Raw genomic sequence first — 20,412 nt, forward strand, 5'->3', positions numbered from 1 at the left:
CGACAACCAGGACGGTTCTCTCCGCGCGGATGTCTCCCGCTGAGCCGCCCCACTCGACAACCAGGACGCCTCTCCCGCCGAGCCGCCTCACCCCACAACCATGAGGACCCACGTCATGATCGAACTGGCAGTTCTGGACATCGCCGGCACCACCGTCGAGGAGCACGGCGCCGTCTACGTCGCGCTCGAAGAGGCCGTACGCGCCGCGGGCGGTCACCCGAGCACCGCGGACATCCAGCGTTGGATGGGCGCCGGCAAGCGTGAGGCCATCACCGCGCTGCTGACCGAGGAGCTGGGCGGGGCGCCCGAGGCCGGCACCGTCGACAACGCCGTCGCCGACTTCCGCGGCCGCCTGGACGCCGCCTACACCGACCGGGTGCCGACGCCTCTGCCCGGCGTTCCCCAGGCGATCGCCACATTGCGCGCCGCCGGCGTCAAAGTGGCGCTCACCACCGGGTTCGACCGCGGTGTGACCGACGCGCTGCTGGCGAAGCTCGGCTGGGACGACCGGCTCCTCGACGCCGTCGTGTGCGTGGACGACGTCGCCGCCGGACGCCCGGCGCCGTACATGATCTTCCGGGCGATGGAGGCGACCGGCGTTCGCGATGTCGGCCGCGTCCTCACCGCGGGCGACACGGTCCGCGACCTCGAGGCCGGCACCAACGCCGGCGCCGCCATCGTGGTCGGGGTGCTCACCGGCGGCCTGGACGCCACCGAGCTGGGCGCCGCCCGCCACACCCACCTGCTCCCCAGCGTGGCCGACATCCCCGCCCTGCTGTCCCTGTCCGGCGGATGACCCCCGTCCGCGGAGCCGACCCGATCTCCGCCGGTTCCCGCTCCGTCGCCTCTGCCCGATGGGCGGCGTCGTCCGCGGAGCTCACCCGGCTTCTCAAAGTCGGGACGCCCGCCGGCGGCACGGGTGCCATCCGGTTCCCGGCGGGCGCATCCGTGCAGGCGGAGGTGCCCGGGACCGGCCGGTGGAGGCCGAGCCCGGGCGGTGGGTCAGTGGAGCAGCTCGAAAAGCGTCAGCCACCGTTCCGGGTGGACAAACGCCACCACCGTGTCGCGATCCACGCGTGCGTCCGCGAACGCGGCGTCGACCTGGCGGGCCGGATACCGCATCCGCAGTGAGGCGTGCAGCGAGCCGCCCAGGCCGGTGAAGCCGTACTCGACGAACTCGCGCCAGGCGGTGTCCCACTCCGCGGGCAGCAGCGGGACGGGCCGGGACTCGATGCGCAGGATCGCCGAATCGACCGCCGGCACCGGCCGGAAGCTCTCACGGCCGATGCGGCCGACCAGCTCCCAGGAGTGGCCGGGCCACGTCAGCACGGTCAGCCTGCTCCAGCGGCCGAAGTCGCCGGAGCGTTTGCGTGCGTACTCCAGTTGGGTGACCAGCGTCGCCGAGGTGAGCGCGGGCGCGCGCAGGCACCAGTCGACGATCCTGGACGTGATCGAGTAGGGGATGTTCCCGGCGACCGCGAACGGCTCGCGTGGAGCTCGCGCGGTCAGGAAGTCACCTCTGACCACCTCGATCCGGTCGTCGTCGCGGGTGCGGGCGTTGAGCCTGCCCGCCGGAAGCGGGTCGATCTCGTAGGCCACGACCCGGGTGCAGCTCTCCGCGAGAGCGAGGGTGAGGACCCCCTCTCCCGCGCCCGGTTCCAGGACCAGCCCGTGCGGCCCGGCCGCCTTGGCCACCTGGTGGACGGCGTACGAATCGACGAGGAAATTCTGGGACAGGACGCGCCTGGCCCGGTCGCGGTCACTGAGGCCGCCCCTGTTCTTGACCTGCTTCTGGGTGTGTGAATGGTTTCCGTGTGCGAATGAGCGCGCCACAGCTGTAGCCCTTTCGGGTCCGAGAGGAATGAGGTCTCGGAGGCCCTGGGCACACGCATCGGGGACGCATGGGAAAACGGAAGAGGGGTGATGCGTCCCTAGCGGGCCAGAGCCTGGCTGCCGCGGGGACGGATCACATAGCCCACCATCGAGGGGGCGAAGAACGAGCACATGGTTTCCACCGTACGGCCCGCCCCGTCGCCGTACAACGGATTTTCCACCCGCGTGTCCCGTCCGACACGCGTCTCATGTTTTGGTATTCCCGATGTTCACGTGTTGGAATTGTGGAAGTCCGAGAAAAATGCGTATCCGCAGTTGGCTCGCACCGCTCGCGGTTGATTCGGGCCGGTGGGGGCGGTTCGCGGCCGCTCAGGGAGGGATCACAGATGACCACTCTGAACAACGGGGTGTCCATGCCGCAGCTGGGTTTCGGCGTGTTCCAGGTGCCCCCGGCGGAGACCGCCCAGGCGGTGACCAGGGCGCTCGAAACGGGATATCGGAGCATCGACACCGCCAGGGCCTACGGCAACGAGCGGGGTGTGGGTGAGGCGCTGGCCGCCTCAGGGCTGCCCCGTGACGAGGTGTTCGTCACCACCAAGTTGTGGAACAGCGACCAGGGGTACGACTCGACCCTCGCGGCCTTCGACGCGAGCATGGCGGATCTGCGCCTGGACCGGCTCGATCTGTATCTCATCCATTGGCCCGCACCGGCCAAGAACCTGTACGCCGAGACGTGGAAGGCGATGCAGCAGCTGTACACCGACGGCCGGGTCCGTGCCATCGGTGTGTCCAACTTCCAGCCCGCCCACCTGACGCGCCTCATGGATGACGGGGGCATCGTCCCGGCGGTCAACCAGATCGAGCTCCACCCCGCCCTGCAACAGGCCGAGCTGCGTGAGTTCCACGCCGACCACGGCATCGCCACCGAGTCATGGAGCCCACTGGCCCAGGGCGCCGTGCTCAAGGACCCGGTGATCGTCGCCATCGCCGAGAAGTACGGCAAGACTCCGGCTCAGGTCGTCCTGCGCTGGCACCTCGATCTGGGGAACATCGTGATCCCCAAGTCGGTCACCCCATCGCGGATCAGGGAGAACCTCGACATTTTCGACTTCGCCCTGACCGAGGGGGACATCGCGGAGATCGCCCGTCTGGACAGAGGCACCCGCACCGGCCCGGACCCCGACACCTTCAACGGCTGAGTACGGCCTCGGGCGGCTGATCCCGCCGGATCGCCACGCCGAGGTTGATCCGTCGCTGGATTGCCACGCCGGGATCGATTCACCGTCGGATTGCCACGTGGGGATCGATTCGCCATTCCGGTCGGCCCTATCCCGATATCCGGCCAACAAGGTCGTGGAATGGCGGCCGAAAGAGCCGGGACGGCGCTTTGGCGAGGTGCTCTGTCGGCTCATGTCGCGCCCGCGGAGCGGGTATTCTCCTGCGGGTCCGTCCCCGCGTGCGTGAATGTACATTCAGCTCTCTGATCGATGATCTTAAGCTGTATTCATGACGTTGCTGGAGAAGTTTTTCAGGTCGGTTCGGGAGTCCAATTCGGATTCAACGGAGAAAGCGAAGATGAGTCGTTCGAGTGAGATCCGCTGTGTGAGGTTTTCTCTCAGTCTTGCGAGATCCGCTGTGCGAGCCAGTGGTAGGACGCCTTCGGGGTGCGGGTCCCGGTGGCGAAGTCGACGTGGACCAGGCCGAAGCGCTGGTTGTAGCCCTCGGCCCACTCGAAGTTGTCCAGCAGGGACCAGACGTAGTAGCCGCGCACGTCAACCCCCTCGGCCCCGGCTTTTTCCACGGCTTTGATGTGGCCGTCGAGGTAGGCGATCCTGGCCTGGTCGTCGACCGTTCCGCCGGGGCCGACGTCGTCGGGCTGGGAGCAGCCGTTCTCGGTGACGTAGACCGGGGGGAGGGCGTCGCCGTAGCGCGCCTTGAGGCCGACCAGAAGTTCGCGCAGGCCGTCGGGAACGACGGGCCAGCCGAAGGCGGTGGTGGGATAACCGGTGATACCGGCGTCCTCGAAGGGAAGGCCCTCGCCGGTGGGGGCGGTGATCCGGGTGGGGTTGTAGTAGTTGACGCCGATGCCGTCGAGGCGGGTGCCGATCAGGTCGAGGTCGCCGTCCCTGACGCAGTCGAGGCTCACCCCATACGCCGATAAATCCGGATACGTTCCAAGAAGTACCGGGTCGTTGAACAGGCGGTTGTGGAGGGCGTCGTAGGCGTCGGCGGCGGCCAGGTCGGCGGGGTCCGCGGAGGCGGGCCAGACCGGCGTGCAGTTGTTGGTGATCAGCACCTTCTCCGCGCCCCGCGCCCTGAGTTCCCGTACGGCGAGGCCGTGCCCGAGCAGCTGGTGATGGGCCGCCGGAAGCGCGTCCAGGACCAGGGCCCTGCCGGGGGCGTGGTTGCCCAGCGCGTAGCCGTACACCATGTGGATGAAGGGTTCGTTCAGCGTGATCCACATCGGGATCCGGTCGGCGAGCCGGTCGGCCACGATGGCGGCGTACTCGGCGAACCGGTAGGAGGTGTCGCGGTTAAGCCAGCCGCCCTCGTCCTCCAGGGCCTGGGGCAGGTCCCAGTGGAACAGCGTGGCCGCGGCGGCGATGCCCTTCTCACAGAGCGCGTCCGTCAGCCGGTCGTAGAAGTCCAGGCCAGCCGGGTTGGCCTCGCCCCTGCCGTCGGGCTGGATCCGCGGCCAGGCGATGGAGAAGCGGTAGGAGTTCACCCCGAGATCGCTCATCAGCGCGACGTCCTCGGGCCAGCGGTGATAGTGGTCGCAGGCCACGTCCCCGGTGTCCCCGCCGCGCACCCTGCCGGGCTCGTGGGTGAAGGTGTCCCAGATCGAGACGCCCCGGCCGTCCTCGGCGACGGCGCCCTCGATCTGGTAGGACGCGGTAGCCGTACCCCACAGGAACATCCCGACCTCCACATGTGTGAGTGTGGCTCATGTTAACCCGGGCGGGCCCGCGTGGTGGATGATGGAGTGATGACGAACGCTTCCGGAGGAACGCTGCGCCGTCGTCCCGCTCAGCGCCGCAGCCTTGAACGGGTTGAGCGCATGCTGGACGAGTGCGCGCGACTGCTGGACGAGGTCGGCTACGAGGCGCTGACCACCAAGGAGGTCGCGCGCCGCGCAGAGGTGCCCATCGGCACCTTCTACCAGTTCTTCTCCGACAAGCACGGACTGGTGCGCGCGCTGGCGTTGCGCAACCTGGAGGCGTTCCTCAACCGGATCATCGGCAGGCTGGGAAGCGCGAAGTTGTCGGACTGGACCGAGATGGTGGATCTCTCGATCGACGAGTTCGTCGCGATGAAGCGGTCGACGCCGGGTTTCGCCGTCGTCGACTTCGGAGAGGTGCTCATCACCCCGGGCGGTCCGGCGATCAAGGGAACCGAGCGGATGCTCGACGCCGCGCTGGAGAACAACGTCATCGTGGCCGACCGGCTCCGCGGGATCACGGTGGAGATGCTCGGTGTCCCGATCGGGCCGGATCTGGACCGGGCGCTGATCGTCGCGGTCGAGGCCGCCGACGCGGTGCTCAAGCTCGCCTTCCGCTCCCGGACCGACGGCGACCCCGAGTTGATCGCCGAGTGCAAACACCTGGTCCGCCGCTACCTGTCCGCGCATCTGTCCCCGGAATGACGCCGGGTGCCTCGGGCTCTCTTGTGGTGACGCCGGATGTCCCATGGCGGGCCGGGCGTTCCCGGAACGGCGGTGAGTGCCTCGGGCTCTTGCGGTGACACCGGATGCCCCTACGGCGGGCCGGGCCCCGGAATGGCGGCGAATGCCCGGAGGGCGGTGCCGGGCGTGTGCTCGTGCACTGCCGGAATGACATGACTTGACCTGAAGTGCACTCCAGGTGGGATGCTGCCAGATGTGAGTGTGTACACGCCAGGACAGGTAGTGGAGGAGACCGGCTTCAGCCTCGACACGCTGCGCTACTACGAGCGGATCGGGCTGCTGAAGTCCATCGGTCGCAACTCGGCCGGACAGCGTCGGTTCACCCAGGAGGACGTCGGCTGGCTCGGCATGGTCCGCTGCCTGCGCGACACCGGGATGCCGATCGTGGAGATGATCCGTTTCGCGGAGCTGACCCGGGCGGGCGAGCACACGGTGTGCGAGCGGATCGCATTGCTCGAAGCCCATGACCAGCGGGTACGGGCCCAGGTCGACAACCTGCGCGAGAAACAGGCGGTGATCCGGAGCAAGATCGGATACTACCGTTCGGTGATCGACTAGTCTGCGTTCCTCAACGGAGGTTGCGAACGCGCGGCGGAGAACCCGAGGCCCTCGCGACGGCGTTCACCGCCCGCGCCGCCTCCGCGGACCCCGGCACCGTCAACCGGGAGCTGCCGGTGTTCAAAGCGGCGGTCGCCTGGTGGCTCTTTACGGGCATGCTTTTCACGCGTGGGTGACCGCCGCTCCAAGGGGCGAAAAGGTTGTGGCCAGAGATGCGGCATGGTCGCATCAGCGGAGATGCGACGGGCATGGTGACCGGGGTAGGCAGCGCAACCGGTGGTGGCTCGCCGGTGGTGAGAACCTCGGGGGGACGCATGAAAGTCGGTCTCGGCCTGCCCATCAGCGAACCCGCGGCCCTGCTGGAGTGGGCTCGGGGCGCGGACGCGGGCCCGTTCAGCACGCTCGGCTTGCTTGATCGTCTCGTCTACGACAATCCCGAGCCCCTCGTGGCCCTGGCCGTGCTCGCGGGGGCGACCTCCAGAATCCGCCTGCAGACCGAGGTGCTGCTCGCCCCGCTCCGCGAGCCGGCCTTGCTGGCCAAGCAGTGCGCGACCCTGGACCGCATGTCGGGAGGGCGCTTCACGCTCGGCGTCGGTTTGGGGGCGCGCCGGGACGACTACGAGGCCGCGGGTGCGGACGTGCACCGGCGCGGGGCGCGGCTGGAGGAGATGATGGAGGTGATGCGCCGCATCTGGTCGGGCGAGCCGTACGGCGAGGGGATCGGCCCGATCGGGCCCGAGCCTGCACGCCGGGGCGGCCCGGAAGTGTTGTTCGGCGCCTTCAGCCCGGTCGGGATCCGTCGTGCAGCCCGCCTGGGTGACGGCTTCCTGTGCGCGGCACATCTCGCCGACGCCGAGGATCTGTTCCGGGCCACCGAGACGGAGTGGCAGGCTCAGGGACGCACGGGCCGTCCCCGGCTGGTGGCCCAGTTCAACGCCGCCCTGGGGCCGGATCACCTGATCAAGGAGGCGCGTGACCGGTTGTACGACTACTACGGCGGTCCCCACTACATGAACCTGCCGGCCGGTTTCGCCGACGGTGCGGTGGCGAGCATGCTCACCACGTCCGACCAGATCCGCGACACGGCCACCCGGATGGCGGACATCGGCGCCGATGAGGTCATGTTCTACTGCTGGAACTCGGACGTAGGCCAGGTGGATCGCTTCGCCGGGGCACTCAGCGGCACGTGAAAGCCGCCGAAACCTCTCAGGCCGGCGGTGACTCGTGGGCCGGTGTGCCGGCCCACCGGCGAGGGACGCATCCCGATCTCCCTCGACGGGCCACCAGCCCGGCGAGCTCGGTCAGAACCAGCCGCCGTCGGCCTGGATGGTCCGGCCGGTGATGAACGAGGCATCGTCCGAGACCAGGAACGAGACGACCGCGGCGATCTCAGCGGGCTGGGCCATCCTCCCGAGCGAACTGGTGGTGCGGATCACGGTACCGAAATCCGCGTCGACGTCGGGATGGACGTACCGGGAACCCGCATGGTCGGACATGTCGGTGACGGTTCCCCCGGGCGCGATGGCATTGATGGTGATACCGCGCCGGCCGAGTTCCGGGCTGAGGTTGAGCGCGATGCATTCGACCGCAGCCTTACTCGACGCGTAAAGAGCGTGGTAAAAGACCGTCTTGTGAGCACTCGCCGATGACGTCAGCACGATCTTCCCTCCTTCGCCCATATGCCGTACCGCGTTCTGTACGGCGAAGAACTGGCCTCGTACGTTGATGGCGAAGACACGGTCGAAGTCGGCAGGGGTGATCGCGTCCAGCTTGCCGAAGTGCTCGATTCCGGCGTTGCTGACCAGGATGTCGAGTCCGCCGAGAGCATCGGCGGCCTGATCGGTCATCCGCCGGATCTGGTCCGGATCGCTGACGTCCGCCTTGATCGCGACCGCGTGGCGGCCATCGGCGGTGATCTCGGCGGCGAGTGCGTCGGCGTCATGGCCGCTGCTCCGGTAGTTGATCGCAACATCGGCCCTGTCAGCGGCGAGCCTGCGCACCACTGCCGCACCGATCCCTCGTGCACCCCCGGTGACCAGGGCCTTCCTGCCTGCCAGCTTTCCGCTCATCGGTCTTCTCCCTTCACGGGGATCCGGCGATCATGCCAAACGCGGATGGCGCGGGGTACGGGTCCCGGAACTGACGGCAGCAGGTGACTTCTTCGCCTCGCACACGCAGTGGAGGGCTGCCGTGGTCGTCCTCGTCGCGGTGGGCGCGTCCTCGTTCACCATCGGACCTCAGTACCAGTATCGCCCCGGCATGGGCACAGGCGCCGCTCGGAGCACGGTCGACCGGCAATCAGAACCTGGCCGAGTTGATCCTCAGCTTGAACCGGATGCCGGCGGGGTAGGCGAGCCACTTCGGACGCGAAGTATCCAAGGCGATCTTCAACGCGATCGGCGTCTTCACCTGAGGACGATCAATGCGCTGGATCCGCCGCAACCACACGGGCAAGGCCCGGGTGCCGGAGAACAGCGGACCGAAAACGTGCGCTGGGGGCTGACGGCGCAGCTCAATGATGGGATGAGGGCGGTTACGGCCGTCACGGGCCCACGGCCACGCCGTACGGGCTGTTGCCGACCGTGACGGTTGCGACGACCTTGAGGGTTTTCGGGTCGATGACCGTGAGGGTGCCCGCTCCTTGCTCCGTAACGTAGAGCGCGCTGGAGGTGACCGCCACGTTGAACGGGTCGGTGCCCGGAGGACCCACGGAAACCGTCGCCGAGACGCGGTGACCACGGGTGTCGATCACGGACACGTTTCCCGGGCCGAGAACGGCGACGTAGGCCGATCGGCCGCCCGGTCCGAGCGCCACATCAAAAGGCCCCTCGCCGACCGGCACGGTGGCCGTAATCGTCCCGGTACGGGTTCCGACGACCGAAACGCTCGCCGACACCTGGTCGGCCACGTAGATCGACCCGCCGTCCGGGGTGACGGCGACGCCCACCGGGGAGCGGCCTGCGGGAAGGAGCCGGGTGGGCCGATGCGTACGGGTGTCGATGACCGACACGCTGCCCGACCCGGCATTGGCGACGTAGGCCGCGGCACCGTCGCGACTGACGGCCACGCTCACCGGGGAGGTGCCGACCGGGATGGACGCGGTCACCCGGTTGGTTCGGGTGTCGAGCACCGAGACGCTGTTCGAACCGCCGTTGGCGACGTAGAGGAACCTGCCGTCCGGACTCAGCTCGACACCGCTGGGGTCCTTTCCGACCGGCACGGCCGTGACGATTTTTTTGGTTCGGGTGTCGAGTACCGAGACCTCGGCCGATCCGTTGCCGGCGATGTAGGCGTGCCTGCCGTCCGGGGCGACCGCGATGCCTTCGGGCGCCGTACCGGCCGGCACGGTCGCGACGACCTTGTTCGTGCGGGCATCGATCACCGATACCGTGTCGTCGAGCTGGTTGGTGACGTACACGTGGCCACCGGCGTCCGGGGCGACGGCGGCGGAGGGCACCGGGACCGAGGCCGGACCGATCGGCGCGGCGGGCGGACCGGACGCCGGCAGGAGCCCGATGCAGACCCCCATCACCGTCGCGAGCGCCTTCCCGCGCTGTCGGCCGGCGGCGTCGGCCCGAACTCGCCGGAGGAAACGCATCTCGCCTCCCGTGCGCATCGCAGGGTTCTGTCCGTGGACGGGACCGCCTGTCGCCGCAAACCGGTCCCGCTCGGAAGCGGTGGTCAGGTCAGGAGTTCTCGGGCGTAGTGGTCCTGGTCATCGCGCACGCCCGGAAGGGCGAAGAAGTAGCCTCCGCCCCGCGGGCTGATGTACGGCACCAGCGCTTCGCCTTCCAACCGGTTCTGCATGGTGATGTAGGTGTTGAGCTCGCGCTGGAAGCAGCAGAACGCGTGTCCCAGGTCAAGGCCGCCGCGTACGTCCAGAGTCCGGTCGTAGTCGTAGCTGCGACGCAGGATGGTGCTGGTCGCCGCGGTCTGCGGGGTCTGGGGATTGGCGAGGCGGATATGCGAGTTCAGCGGAGTGATCAGTCCCTGCGGGTCGTTGGTGTAGATGGGATCGAGGAGGTCGGAGGCGTCCTCGGACAGGGCGTACATCGGGGCTCCGCTGTCCTTGCGGCGGCCGAAGATCCGCTCCTGCTGGGCGAGGGGCAGCTTCTGCCACTTTTCGATGTTGAAATGGACGATGCGCAGCACCTGGTAGGTACCGCCCGCCGCCCAGGCGGGCTCGGCGGTGCGCGGCTGCGCCCAGACCAGCTGGTCCATCTGGGTGGGGTCCGTGGTGTCCGGGTTGGAGGTGCCGTCTTTGAAGCCGAACCAGTCCCGCGGGGTACCGACGGGGCGCGGCGGATTGCGCTGGCAGTCGATGCGCCAGCGCGGTTTCATCGCGCCGCCTGTGTGGGCCAGGATGTCGAGCAGTGCGTGCACCGTCGTGTCACGGTGATCGGCGCACAGCTGTATCAGCATGTCGCCCTGGGACAGCGCGGGGTCCAGGTCGTCGTGACGGAAGGGCCGCATGGTGATGAGCTGGACCGGCCTGCGCGGGCCCAGTCCGTAGCGGCCGTCGAAGAGGGTCGCGCCGAGGGCGACGGTGATGGTGAGATTGTCCGGCGGGATCTTGGGCCCCAGAATGTCGTTGTCCGGTTGCGCTGAATCCGGTGGCGCCCTCGGCGGCGTGCCGCCCGCGGTGAGGAAGCGGGCCCGCGCGGTCAGCGTACGGAACAGCTCGGTGAGTTCTCCGCGGTCGGAGGCGGTCACGTCGAAGGAGGCGAAGCTCCCGGTCGGCTGTGGGGGAGTGGCGATGCCCGCCTGATGGTAGCCGTGGAACGGAATCGCACCCGTGCCCGCGTTGCCGCCCCTCGCTCCGTCGGCGAGGGCCGCATCACCGGCCGGCGGGCTTCTGCCCGCCGCTCCAACGAGGCCCGCGGCGAGTGTGCCCTGAAGGAACGACCGCCGTCCGAAGGCACCCGCCGGACACTCTCCGCCGCCTCTCCCTGCCTCCTGGGCCGGCGGCCTTTCGTCAGCCATGGACCCCCCCGAAACGAGCTCGGCGTCGTGCCGTGTCTGCGGCCTCGTCCTCACCGACCCTTACCCGGATGAATGCATATATTGGTCAACGTACCCCGCGCTTGGTGGGAATCGCAGTGGGCATTGGACCAAATCTGGCCACCCTTGGGCTAAATAGCTTGGGGCTTCCGGCAGTATTCGACAACTCTGTGCGATGGGCCGCGTACCTGGTGGGTGGGGTTTGCGCGGGCTGAGGTTCCCGAGCGCCTCTCCAGGTCCTCCCACCACCTCGTCGCCCTAATCCGCGCCGGGGCATCGTTCGTCAACGGCGAACCTGCCGAACGCACCGACAGGCCAGGCACCGAGAACGACTCACGCACAGTCGCATAAAAGATTTTCATTCATTGGTGTCGGCGATTGCTCCCGGGTGTCAGAGCGATTGCAAGCATGTCATGAAAGAAGAGGGGAAAAGGGAATTGAGTGACCAACCGCCAAACACGACCACGGACGCCGGGATCCCCGTGCCCAGCGATGAGCACTCACTCACGACCGGTCCCGCCGGCCCTGTGCTGCTGCAGGATGCCTACCTAATTGAGAAGCTGGCCCACTTCGTCCGCGAGCGCGTCCCCGATCGCGTGTACCACGTCAAGGGCGGCGGCGCCTTCGGCTATTTCGAGGTGACCGCCGACGTCACCCAGTGGACCAAGGCCGCCTTCCTCAACCAAGTCGGAAAGCGCACGCCGATGCTCGCGCGCATCTCGTCGGTGGCCGGCGAAGAGGGCTACCCGGACACGGACCGCGACGTGCGCGGCTTCGCCCTCAAGTTCTACACCGAAGAGGGCAACTACGACATGGTCGGCAACAACACGCCGGTCTTCTTCGTGCGCGACCCCATGAAGTTCCCTGACTTCATCCACTCGCAGGAGCGCATGCCCGACAGTGGCCTGCGCAGCAACAACATGCAGTGGGACTTCTGGACGCTCTCGCCCGAGTCGGCCCACCAGGTGACAGTCCTGATGAGCGACCGGGGCACGCCGCGCACCTGGCGCAACATGAACGGCTACAGCAGCGACACGTACATGTGGGAGAACGCCGCGGGCGAGAAGTTCTGGGTGAAGTACCACTTCAAGACCGAGCAGGGCATCGAGAACATGACCGACGCCGAGGCCAGGGCCATGCGCGCCGAGGACCTCGACTACCACCGGCGTGACCTGCGGGAGGCGATCGCCCGCAACGACCACCCGTCCTGGCGCCTCGAGATGCAGATCATGCCGTACGAGGACGCGGCCGACTACCGCTTCAACCCCTTCGACATCACCAAGGTCTGGCCGCACGAGGACTACCCGACGATCCCGATCGGCCGGATGGTGCTCGACCGCAACCCCGAGAACTTCTTCGCCCAAATTGTGCAGGCCGGGTTCGACGTGGCGAACTTTGTCCCGGGCATCGGACCCAGCCCGGACCGGATGGTACTGGGGCGCATGTTCGCCTACGGCGACTCACAGCGCTATCGCACCGGTCCCAACTATGCCCAACTGCCGGTCAACCGGCCGTTCAACGAGGTGCACAACTACAACAAGGACGGCCCGATGCGCTACGACCACACCGGGAACCGGCCGGTCTACGCGCCGAACAGCTACGGCGGGCCCAAGGCCGATCCGCAGCGTTACCGTGACCCGAGCTGGTTTGTGGAGGCCGCCGAGATCATGCGCACGGCCTACGTGGCGCACAAGGACGACAACGACTTCATCCAGCCCGGCACGCTCTACCGCCAGGTGATGTCGCCGACCGATCGAGACCATTTGGTCGGCAACATCGTCTGGCACCTGAGCCAGGGGGTGGAGCGCTTCATCCAGGAGCGCGCGATCAACGACTACTGGAGCAAGGTCGACCCCGACCTCGGCACTCGCGTCGCCCACGATCTGGGTCTCGTGGCTTCGGTGCGGTAGAGAGGCAGCGACTGGGACTTGGCCGCGAACGAGTCCGGCGCGACCCGGCTTGACTTCGTACCGCTCGGCCAGGTCCAGGCTGCGCGCCTCGTTCACCCGCAGGGCGGTAAGGCCGGGGTTGTACCGCACAAGCTCCAGAAGCCGTACGGCTGCTTTGCCCGTGGGCGAGAGCCCCTTTTCGGTCCGGCTGTTAAACCGGTATCGGGAGAGGGGCCATGGTTGCACCACGCGCACGCCGGATCAACATCCCCCTGCGGCACGTCGCCCTGATGTGCGGAGGGATGTTGTTCGTGCTGCTCGCTCAGACGACCTATCTCCAGGGGATCGACGCCGCGCGGCTCAACGAGGATTCACGCAACCTGCGGACGATGATCGCGCGTTTCGAGAGCCCCAGGGGCAAGATCCTGCTCCACGACGGCACGGTCATCGCGACCAGCCGTGTGACCGGGGACGGCAGGTACAGATACCGGCGGTTCTATCCCAACGGCCCGCTCTACGCCGCGGTGACCGGATACGTCTCGCTCTACAGCGCCGGCGGCATCGAGGAGGCGGAGGACGCCGTGCTGTCCGGGAGCGACCCCCGGGTGAAGGTACGCGGGCTGGTGGACGGCACCCGGGTCGGCGCCACGCTCAGGCTCACCGTCGACCGGCGGGCGCAGCGGGCCGCCTACGAGGGACTGCGCGACACGGGGCTGCCCGGCGCCGCCGTCGCGATCGACCCGAAGACCGGCGAGATCCTGGCCATGGTGTCCTTCCCCTCCTACGATCCGAACGCCTACACGACCTTCAACACCGTCAAGCTCGGCAGGGTGGACAAGCGACTGCAGGACGATCCCGGCAATCCGCTGCTGAACCGGACGATCCAGCAGAACTATCCGCCCGGGTCCACCTTCAAGGTCGTCACCTCGGCGGCGGCGCTCGGCTCGGGGAAGTACGGTCCGAACACCCCTGTCAGCGCGCCCACCGCCCTCCGCCTTCCCGGCACGAACACCTACCTGCGCAACTTCGGGGGCGCCTCCTGCGGTGACGGCAACCCCCCGCTGCTGTACGCGTTCAAGCTCTCGTGCAACACACCGTTCGCGAAGATCGGCACTGCTCTCGGCCAGGACGCACTGCGCGAGCAGGCCGAGGCGTTCGGGTTCGACACGGACGACCTGGCCGTTCCCATGCCGGTCGCCAGAAGCGTGTATCCGTCGGAGATGGACGAGGCGCAGACCGCGCTGTCGGCGCTGGGCCAGTTCAACGACCGGGTCACCCCGCTCATGATCGCGATGATCGCGGCGGCGGTCGCCAACGACGGCGTGCTGATGCGTCCCCACCTCGTGCGGGAGGTCCGGCTCTCCGACGGCAGAGTGATCGACGAGACCGAACCGTCGCAGTATCGCCAGGTGCTCAGCACGAGCGTGGCCGAGCGGCTCACCCAGATGATGGTCGCCGTCACCGAGCCGGGCGGCACCGGCACCGCCGCCGCCATCCCGGGAACCACGGTCGCCGCGAAGAGCGGCACCGCCGAGAACGTCGCCTCCCAGCAGGACCACGCGGTCTTCACCAGTTTCGCCCCGGCGTCCGATCCCCAGGTGGCCGTGGGGGTCCTGGTGGAGCGCGGCGGGCGGGGCGGACAGGTGGCGGCTCCCATAGCAAAGGCCATCATGGAAGCGGTGCTGAACGATCAGACGGAGTAGGGCGGGCTCCGCGGATCGCGAAGGTCATCATGGAGGCCGCGCCGAACGATCAGGAGTGGAGCGGGCTCCGCGGATCGCAAAAAGCCATCATGTGAATCGTGCCGAACGATCGGGCGGAGGGCGGGCTCCGCGGATCGCGGGGGTGTCATGCGGGCCGTACCGGACGATCAGGCGGAGTAGGCGGAGGCCTGCAGATTGTAGAGGTCGGCGTAGAGACCGTTGAGCTCTATGAGCTGGTCGTGGGTGCCGTGCTCGGTGACCTTGCCGTGGTCCAGGACGTAGATCCGGTCCGCGTAGCGGACGCTGGCCAGCCGGTGGGTGATCAACAGGACGGTACGGCCGTCGGCGTGCTGCCGGATGCGGGTGAAGAGGGCGTCCTCGGCCCGGGCGTCGAGGGCGGCCGTGGGTTCGTCGCAGATCAGCAGCGGGGCGTCGCGGTGGAAGCCCCGGGCGACGGCGATCCGCTGCCACTGGCCGCCGGACAGCTCATGGCCGTCCTTGAAGCGCCGGTCGAGCAGGGTGTTGTAGCCGTGGGGCAGCTCGGCGACGACCTGGTCGGCGCCCGCGACCTCGGCCGCCGAGATCAGCGCGCCCTCGCCCTTTTCTGTGCCCATGCTGATGTTGTCCCTGGCGTTCAGCGGCCAGCGCGTGTGGTCCTGGGCGATGACCGCGATGTGACGGCGGAGCTGGTCGGGGTCGACGTCGGCCAGATCGGTCCCGTCCCAGAGGACCCGCCCGCTGTCCGGTTCGTAGAGCCCGGACAGGATCTTGGCCAGCGTGGTCTTGCCCGAGCCGTTCTCGCCGACAAGAGCGATCACCTCGCCCCGGTCGATGGTGATCGACATCCCCTGGAGTGCGGGGGCGCTGGAGCCCGGGTAGGTGAAGACGACGTCCTCGGCGGTGATCCGTTCGAAGGTCTCGGGGGCCTTTTCCGGGCGCCCGGCGCCCAGCCGGCTCTCCGCGTCGGCACAGAAGTCGAGGAAGTCGGTGAAGTAGAGACCCTCCTCGTAGAGGCGGTTGGTGGCGTACATCAGGTTGGCCAGGTAGGTCTGGCCCGAACGGATGGCCAGTACGGCGGTGCCCGCCACGGCCAGCGGCACCGCGCCCACGGCCAGCAGCACGCCCAGGGCGACGTAGACGATGGCCGTGCCGATCCCGCCGAGCGCCTCTCCGGCGATCTTCACGAACGTCTGCCGCCGCGCCAGGCGCAGCAGGATGGCCTGCTCCGCCGTGGCCACCACGTCGTACATCCGCATCAGGAAGTCCCGCATGGTGAACGAGCGCACCTCGGCGGCCGCCTCGCGCTCCGCCAGCAGCTCCGCGATGATCCACTTACGGCGCATGGCGGGGATCAGCGCGTACATGGTGGTGTAGCGCATCCGCGCCGAGCGGATCGCGGCCCAGGCGTCGGGCAGCACGGCCAGCACCAGCAGCGGCAGCAGGATGGGGTGGAGCACCCCGAGCACGCCCGCCGCCGCGGCGATCCCGATGAGCGCGGTCAGCACGTTGATGGTCGTGCCGACCACCACGTCCGCCATGGCCACCCCCCGCGCCCTGGCCCGCTGGAGCGCGTCGTGAAAGTCGGGGTCGTCGAAGGCCGCCAGGCTGACCTGGCTGGTGAGCCCGTACAGTCGTTCCTCGGCGATCCGGCTGACCTGGGGGTCCAGCCGGGACTGCGCCCAGCCCGCGCCCGCCTGGGTCAGCGTGCGCAGGGTGGCGGCCACGCCCACCATGATCAGACTGGGCAGGGCGTCCATGACCCGCTCCGGGGTCGGCCCCGCCGCGAACAGGGCCGACAGCACCCCGGTGGTGGCGAGCAGCCCGAACGCGGTGAACACCCCGGAGATCAGGCTCAGACTGATCGTGATGGTGGTGTCACGGGGATCGGCCAGCCACGCCAGCCGTACGGCCTGCGACACCAGCGCGGGCAGCCGCCGGGCGATGGTCAGGAAGCTGACCCCCGTCATCTTGCCGACGTGAGCGTGCCACTCGGAGAGGGTGAGCTCGCCGAGCTCGGGAGCGGGTTCGGAGGGCTCGGGAGGTTCAGGGGGTTTGGAAGGTCCGGGAGGTTCGGAGGGTCCGGGGGGCTTGGAGGGTTCGGGGGGCTTGGAGGGAGCTTCCGGGGGAGTGTCGGGCATAGGAGCAGTGTGAATCGCCGTACCGACAATCCGCCATCGGATGGCCGGGGACGGCCAGGGTGGGCCCGTCGGCGCGGATTGCCGCGAGCCGGAACCGAATTCCGGGTGCGGTATCGCGAGGGCTGGGGATGGTGGGGCTGGTTTCCATGCGGGTTATCGGGGGTTCGGGGATCCCCGGCGATGGTCTTTCTGTAAGGGCGGTGATGGCCGGGGCGGGTCCGCGTGTGGACTATCACGAAGGTATACCGGACACCGAGATGATCTCCGCATTAAAAAATAGGTCCAAGCCCGGGCATGCTTCGGTAATTGATGTCACACTTTCTGTGACGGTTCTACCCTCGACCTATTTAAGAGCCGATGACCCAGGACACCACACACGCTTCCGTTGCCCCCGGCAACCTTCCCCTCGAACCCAACGCTTTCGTGGGGCGGGAAGCCGACGTGGAAGAACTCACCGAGCTGCTGAGTGTGGCTCGGGTGGTGACCCTGTGCGGCGCGGGCGGCATCGGCAAGAGCAGGCTGGCGGTCCGGGTGGCCTCCCAGGTGGCGGAGGAGTTTCCCGAGGGCGTCTGGCTGGTGGAGCTGGCGGAGGCGGTGCGCGGCGACCTGATCGCACCCCGGGTGGCCGCCGTTCTCGGGGTGAAGCCCGAGCCGTCGCGCGCGCTGGCCGACACGCTGGTCGACGCGCTCGGCGACCGGCGTCTGCTGCTGGTCATCGACAACTGCGAGTCCCTCATCGAGGAGTCCGCCCTCTTCTGCCGGACGCTGCTCACCGTCTGCCCGCAGGTGCGCGTGCTCACCACCAGCCGGGAGCCGCTGCGTGTGGCGGGGGAGACCGTGTGGCGGGTGCCGCCGCTCTCCCTGCCCAGGAGCGGTGGCCAGGATCTCGGCACCAGCGAGGCGGTGCGGCTCTTCGTCGACCGCGCCACCGCGGCCTCGCGAGGCTTTGTCGTCACCGAGCAGAACGCCGGCGACGTCGTCGGCCTGTGCGAGGCGCTCGACGGGATGCCGCTCGCCATCGAGCTCGCCGCCGCGCTGTGCCGGGTGCTGACCGTGGAGCAGATCAATGCCCGCATCAGGGACCGGTTCCGGCTTCTGTCGGCGGGCGACAGGACGGCCCCGGCCAGGCAGCAGACGCTCAGGGCGACCGTCGACTGGAGCTATCAGCAGCTCAAGGAGCCCGAGCGGATCCTGCTGCGGCGGCTGGCGGTGTTCACCGGAGGATGGACGCTCGACATGGCCGAGCAGGTCTGCGCGGGCAACGGCCTGTGGGCCGAAGACGTCCTGGGAGTGCTCTGCGACCTGGTCGACAAGTCCCTGGTCCTGGCCGACGCGGAGGTGGCGGGCGAGACGCGTTACCGGATGCTGGAGACGATCCGCGAATACGCGGCCGAGCAGCTCGACGTCTCCGGCGAGGAGCCCGAGTTCCGGCGACGGCACCGGGATCACATGATCGACGTCGCCGCCCGGATCCATCAGATGATCGTCCGGCGGCCCCGCCCGACCTGGCCGGAGATCTGCCCGATGCTGGTCCTGCTGGACGAGCTGCACTCCAACGTCTGGGCGGCGGTGCGCTGGTCGGCCGAGGCGGACGACCCGGAGAACGCGCTGCGCCTCCTCGTCCTGCTGCGCTGGCCGATCATCGCCGGTGGCAGGTTCACCCCGGCCGACGAGTGGCTGGACCGCCTGCTCGACGTGGAGCCGACGGAGCTGACCCCGCGGGTGCGCGGCGACGCCCTCGCGCTGCGCGGGCAGGTGGCCTTCGGGCAGGGCGATCCCGACACCGCGCAGGTCGCCTGCACGGCCGCCGTCGAGCTCTGCCGCAAGACCGGCCTGAACGGACCGCTGAGCGGGGCGCTGGCCATCCTGGCCTGGGTGGCCATCTACCAGCGCCGGCCGGAGAGGGCCAGGTCCCTCCTGGACGAGGCGCTGGAGGCCGTGCGCACGGTCGACGATCCGTGGCACGAGACGGTGATCCGCTCCATGGAGGGCACGTTCGCGCTGTCGGAGGGGCGGGCCAAGGAGTCCCAGCGCTCCTTCGAGGCCGCGCTGGCCATCGCCCACGAGCTCGACAACCACTGGGCCGCCCCGGTCGCGCTCATCGGCCTGGCCCAGGTCGCCTGGCTCCGGGGCGACCTCGTGGAGGCACGCGCCCACTACGAGCGGGCCCTCGACCTGCTCCAGGACATCACGGCCCACTGGCAGGCCATCACGTGCCTGTCCGGTCTGGGGAGGATCGCGTTGGTCCAGGGTGATCTCGCCACCGCCCGCGTCAGGCTGATCGAAAGTCTGAGGCTCTGCCTGGGCACGGGTCAGCGACTCGGCGTGGCCCGGCGGATCGAGACACTCGCGCAGCTCGCGCTGGCCGAGGAGGACGACCGCCGGGCGGTGCGCCTGGCGGGGGCCTCCGCGGCGATCAGGAGCGCGATGAGCGGCGCCGTGCTGCCGCCCGGTTTCGGCGCGCGGATGGAGGAGCTGCTCCAGCCCGCCCGCGTACGGCTCGGCGAGGCGCTGGTCGCCCAGCTGTGGGCGCACGGCCAGGAGATGTCCCAGGAGCAGGCGGTCCGTTACGCGCTGCAGTTCGACGAGCCGTCCGAGACGCCCCTGCTGCTCGGCAGGAACCCGGTCGTCGCCCCGCTCACCACGCTGACCTGCCGCGAATGGGAGATCGCCGAGCTGATCGCCAGAGGCATGAGCAACAAGGCCATCGCCGACGACCTGGTGATCAGTCCCGCGACCGCGGCCCGGCACGTGGCCAACATCCTCGCCAAGCTCGGCTTCTCCTCCCGCACCCAGGTCGCCACCTGGGTCATCGAGCAGAACCGCTCCTGAGGCGTCCCAGCCGTCCGCCCCGCGCATCCGCCTCCCGCGGCCGCGCCGTGCGTGTCCGCCGTGCGTGCCCGCCATACGGGGTCGGCGTAGGTGCTCGCCGTACGTGCCTGCGATACGTGTTCGGCGCGAAAGAGGATCAAAAGAGGATCGAACGGTCGCCGGCACGGGTGGAAGGCGTACCGCCCGGGTGGAGGGGGCGCGCCTGGGGCGGGGAACGTCTACACACCGGGACTACATATCGGCGGTCACGGAGATACACCTCCGGATACGCAGTCCGGAGCATGTGCCGGGCACACCGCTCGCCATACATTTTCCTCGTGTTCGACCGATGACGTCCAGCCCTCCGCGGACTGCCGACCATGAAGGCGGTCCGTATGAGGGCTCACACCATCCCGGGTGTCTCGGCCGAGCATAAGGGAGCGTCGCGTGTCCCTCCCGACGGCCGAGGTCTCCTCGGAGGGGTGGGGACTTAGGGCCATGGGCCACGCGACAGCGGGCTCGAGCCGCGCAGGGCTCGAGCCCGCCCGTCCCGGGGGCGTCGTTCCCTGAAATCCTGTATTCGCCCGGAACTCCTCATCCCCGAGCCCTTTCCTGCCTGGAACTCGCGTTGTGTGAAACCCACTCCTTGAATGTCTTTAAACCCTCTCTCTTCGAAGATTTCTGCCTAGAATCCGATTCTCCTCAAAGCGGGGTCCCTTCTCGAAACCCATGCCTCCCCGGAAAGGCCGTGTTACCTGGAGGTACGACGTTGAATACACAGTCATCTACATACATTT

General features: G+C 68.6%; 15 protein-coding genes. 8 read left to right on the top strand and 7 right to left on the bottom strand.

Annotated features, from left to right (window positions below):
- Positions 1-115: 115 nt before the first annotated feature.
- Positions 116-796 carry a phosphonatase-like hydrolase gene (locus CHC08_RS19655; protein WP_089208785.1) on the top strand — a complete coding sequence of 227 codons (681 nt, stop codon included), beginning with the start codon at positions 116-118 and terminating at the stop codon, positions 794-796.
- A gap of 206 nt (positions 797-1,002) precedes the next feature.
- On the opposite strand, the gene erm is transcribed toward CHC08_RS19655, so the two are convergent.
- Together erm and CHC08_RS52455 are read right to left on the bottom strand one after the other, a co-directional pair.
- Positions 1,003-1,833, bottom strand: coding sequence for an ErmE/ErmH/ErmO/ErmR family 23S rRNA (adenine(2058)-N(6))-methyltransferase (gene erm, locus CHC08_RS19660; RefSeq protein ID WP_089208786.1), 831 nt, complete (start codon positions 1,831-1,833; stop codon positions 1,003-1,005).
- Positions 1,834-1,931: 98 nt separating this feature from the next.
- The gene (locus CHC08_RS52455; protein WP_275937192.1) at positions 1,932-2,054 is read right to left on the bottom strand and encodes a hypothetical protein; all 123 of its coding nucleotides are present in this window, start codon (positions 2,052-2,054) and stop codon (positions 1,932-1,934) included.
- 165 nt (positions 2,055-2,219) lie between these two features.
- On the opposite strand from CHC08_RS52455, the gene CHC08_RS19665 reads away from it, so the two are divergent.
- Entirely contained in the window at positions 2,220-3,032 is an 813-nt protein-coding gene (locus tag CHC08_RS19665) for an aldo/keto reductase (RefSeq protein WP_089208787.1), read from the top strand.
- 416 nt (positions 3,033-3,448) lie between these two features.
- Here the strand turns inward: CHC08_RS19665 and CHC08_RS19670 are convergent, their stop codons facing one another.
- Positions 3,449-4,750 carry a GH1 family beta-glucosidase gene (locus CHC08_RS19670; protein WP_089208853.1) on the bottom strand — a complete coding sequence of 434 codons (1,302 nt, stop codon included), beginning with the start codon at positions 4,748-4,750 and terminating at the stop codon, positions 3,449-3,451.
- A 69-nt stretch (positions 4,751-4,819) separates the two neighbouring features.
- Here CHC08_RS19670 and CHC08_RS19675 point away from each other — a divergent pair, with 69 nt between their 5' ends.
- From CHC08_RS19675 to CHC08_RS19685, 3 genes are all read left to right on the top strand, one after another.
- Positions 4,820-5,476: a TetR/AcrR family transcriptional regulator gene (locus CHC08_RS19675; RefSeq protein ID WP_089208788.1), complete on the top strand. Its 657-nt coding sequence runs from the start codon at positions 4,820-4,822 to the stop codon at positions 5,474-5,476.
- Positions 5,477-5,710: 234 nt separating this feature from the next.
- Entirely contained in the window at positions 5,711-6,073 is a 363-nt protein-coding gene (locus CHC08_RS19680; RefSeq protein WP_245878423.1) for a MerR family transcriptional regulator, read from the top strand.
- A gap of 314 nt (positions 6,074-6,387) precedes the next feature.
- Complete coding sequence (locus CHC08_RS19685) at positions 6,388-7,263, top strand: LLM class flavin-dependent oxidoreductase (protein ID WP_089208790.1); 876 nt, start codon at positions 6,388-6,390, stop codon at positions 7,261-7,263.
- A gap of 111 nt (positions 7,264-7,374) precedes the next feature.
- Here CHC08_RS19685 and CHC08_RS19690 read toward each other — a convergent pair whose 3' ends face one another.
- The 3 genes from CHC08_RS19690 to CHC08_RS19700 all read right to left on the bottom strand — a co-directional run bounded on the left by CHC08_RS19690 (position 7,375) and on the right by CHC08_RS19700 (position 11,056).
- Complete coding sequence (locus CHC08_RS19690) at positions 7,375-8,142, bottom strand: SDR family NAD(P)-dependent oxidoreductase (RefSeq protein WP_179282117.1); 768 nt, start codon at positions 8,140-8,142, stop codon at positions 7,375-7,377.
- Between the two features lie 473 nt (positions 8,143-8,615).
- Positions 8,616-9,671 carry a YVTN family beta-propeller repeat protein gene (locus CHC08_RS19695; protein ID WP_179282118.1) on the bottom strand — a complete coding sequence of 352 codons (1,056 nt, stop codon included), beginning with the start codon at positions 9,669-9,671 and terminating at the stop codon, positions 8,616-8,618.
- An 83-nt stretch (positions 9,672-9,754) separates the two neighbouring features.
- Positions 9,755-11,056, bottom strand: coding sequence for a Dyp-type peroxidase (locus CHC08_RS19700; protein ID WP_089208792.1), 1,302 nt, complete (start codon positions 11,054-11,056; stop codon positions 9,755-9,757).
- A gap of 431 nt (positions 11,057-11,487) precedes the next feature.
- Here CHC08_RS19700 and CHC08_RS19705 point away from each other — a divergent pair, with 431 nt between their 5' ends.
- A complete protein-coding gene (locus CHC08_RS19705; protein WP_089208793.1) occupies positions 11,488-12,984 on the top strand; it encodes a catalase in 1,497 nt (498 codons plus the stop codon).
- Positions 12,985-13,199: 215 nt separating this feature from the next.
- Complete coding sequence (locus CHC08_RS19710; RefSeq protein WP_089208794.1) at positions 13,200-14,666, top strand: peptidoglycan D,D-transpeptidase FtsI family protein; 1,467 nt, start codon at positions 13,200-13,202, stop codon at positions 14,664-14,666.
- A gap of 167 nt (positions 14,667-14,833) precedes the next feature.
- On the opposite strand, the gene CHC08_RS19715 is transcribed toward CHC08_RS19710, so the two are convergent.
- Positions 14,834-16,804: an ABC transporter ATP-binding protein gene (locus CHC08_RS19715; RefSeq protein WP_089208795.1), complete on the bottom strand. Its 1,971-nt coding sequence runs from the start codon at positions 16,802-16,804 to the stop codon at positions 14,834-14,836.
- Between the two features lie 357 nt (positions 16,805-17,161).
- Here CHC08_RS19715 and CHC08_RS19720 point away from each other — a divergent pair, with 357 nt between their 5' ends.
- Complete coding sequence (locus CHC08_RS19720) at positions 17,162-19,636, top strand: tetratricopeptide repeat protein (protein WP_089208796.1); 2,475 nt, start codon at positions 17,162-17,164, stop codon at positions 19,634-19,636.
- Positions 19,637-20,412 lie beyond the last annotated feature (776 nt).

Origin of the sequence: Streptosporangium subroseum (assembly GCF_900188345.1) — a bacterium.
GTDB classification, from domain to species: domain Bacteria; phylum Actinomycetota; class Actinomycetes; order Streptosporangiales; family Streptosporangiaceae; genus Streptosporangium; species Streptosporangium subroseum.

Excerpts from the sequence above, each read along its gene's own strand:
- CHC08_RS19655 (WP_089208785.1), top strand. The coding sequence starts at position 116 with ATGATCGAACTGGCAGTTCTGGACATCGCCGGCACCACCGTCGAGGAG.
- CHC08_RS19665 (WP_089208787.1), top strand. The coding sequence starts at position 2,220 with ATGACCACTCTGAACAACGGGGTGTCCATGCCGCAGCTGGGTTTCGGC.
- CHC08_RS19670 (WP_089208853.1), bottom strand. The coding sequence starts at position 4,750 with ATGTTCCTGTGGGGTACGGCTACCGCGTCCTACCAGATCGAGGGCGCC.
- CHC08_RS19675 (WP_089208788.1), top strand. The coding sequence starts at position 4,820 with ATGACGAACGCTTCCGGAGGAACGCTGCGCCGTCGTCCCGCTCAGCGC.
- CHC08_RS19685 (WP_089208790.1), top strand. The coding sequence starts at position 6,388 with ATGAAAGTCGGTCTCGGCCTGCCCATCAGCGAACCCGCGGCCCTGCTG.
- CHC08_RS19690 (WP_179282117.1), bottom strand. The coding sequence starts at position 8,142 with ATGAGCGGAAAGCTGGCAGGCAGGAAGGCCCTGGTCACCGGGGGTGCA.
- CHC08_RS19695 (WP_179282118.1), bottom strand. The coding sequence starts at position 9,671 with ATGCGTTTCCTCCGGCGAGTTCGGGCCGACGCCGCCGGCCGACAGCGC.
- CHC08_RS19700 (WP_089208792.1), bottom strand. The coding sequence starts at position 11,056 with ATGGCTGACGAAAGGCCGCCGGCCCAGGAGGCAGGGAGAGGCGGCGGA.
- CHC08_RS19705 (WP_089208793.1), top strand. The coding sequence starts at position 11,488 with ATGAAAGAAGAGGGGAAAAGGGAATTGAGTGACCAACCGCCAAACACG.
- CHC08_RS19710 (WP_089208794.1), top strand. The coding sequence starts at position 13,200 with ATGGTTGCACCACGCGCACGCCGGATCAACATCCCCCTGCGGCACGTC.
- CHC08_RS19715 (WP_089208795.1), bottom strand. The coding sequence starts at position 16,804 with ATGCCCGACACTCCCCCGGAAGCTCCCTCCAAGCCCCCCGAACCCTCC.
- CHC08_RS19720 (WP_089208796.1), top strand. The coding sequence starts at position 17,162 with ATGACCCAGGACACCACACACGCTTCCGTTGCCCCCGGCAACCTTCCC.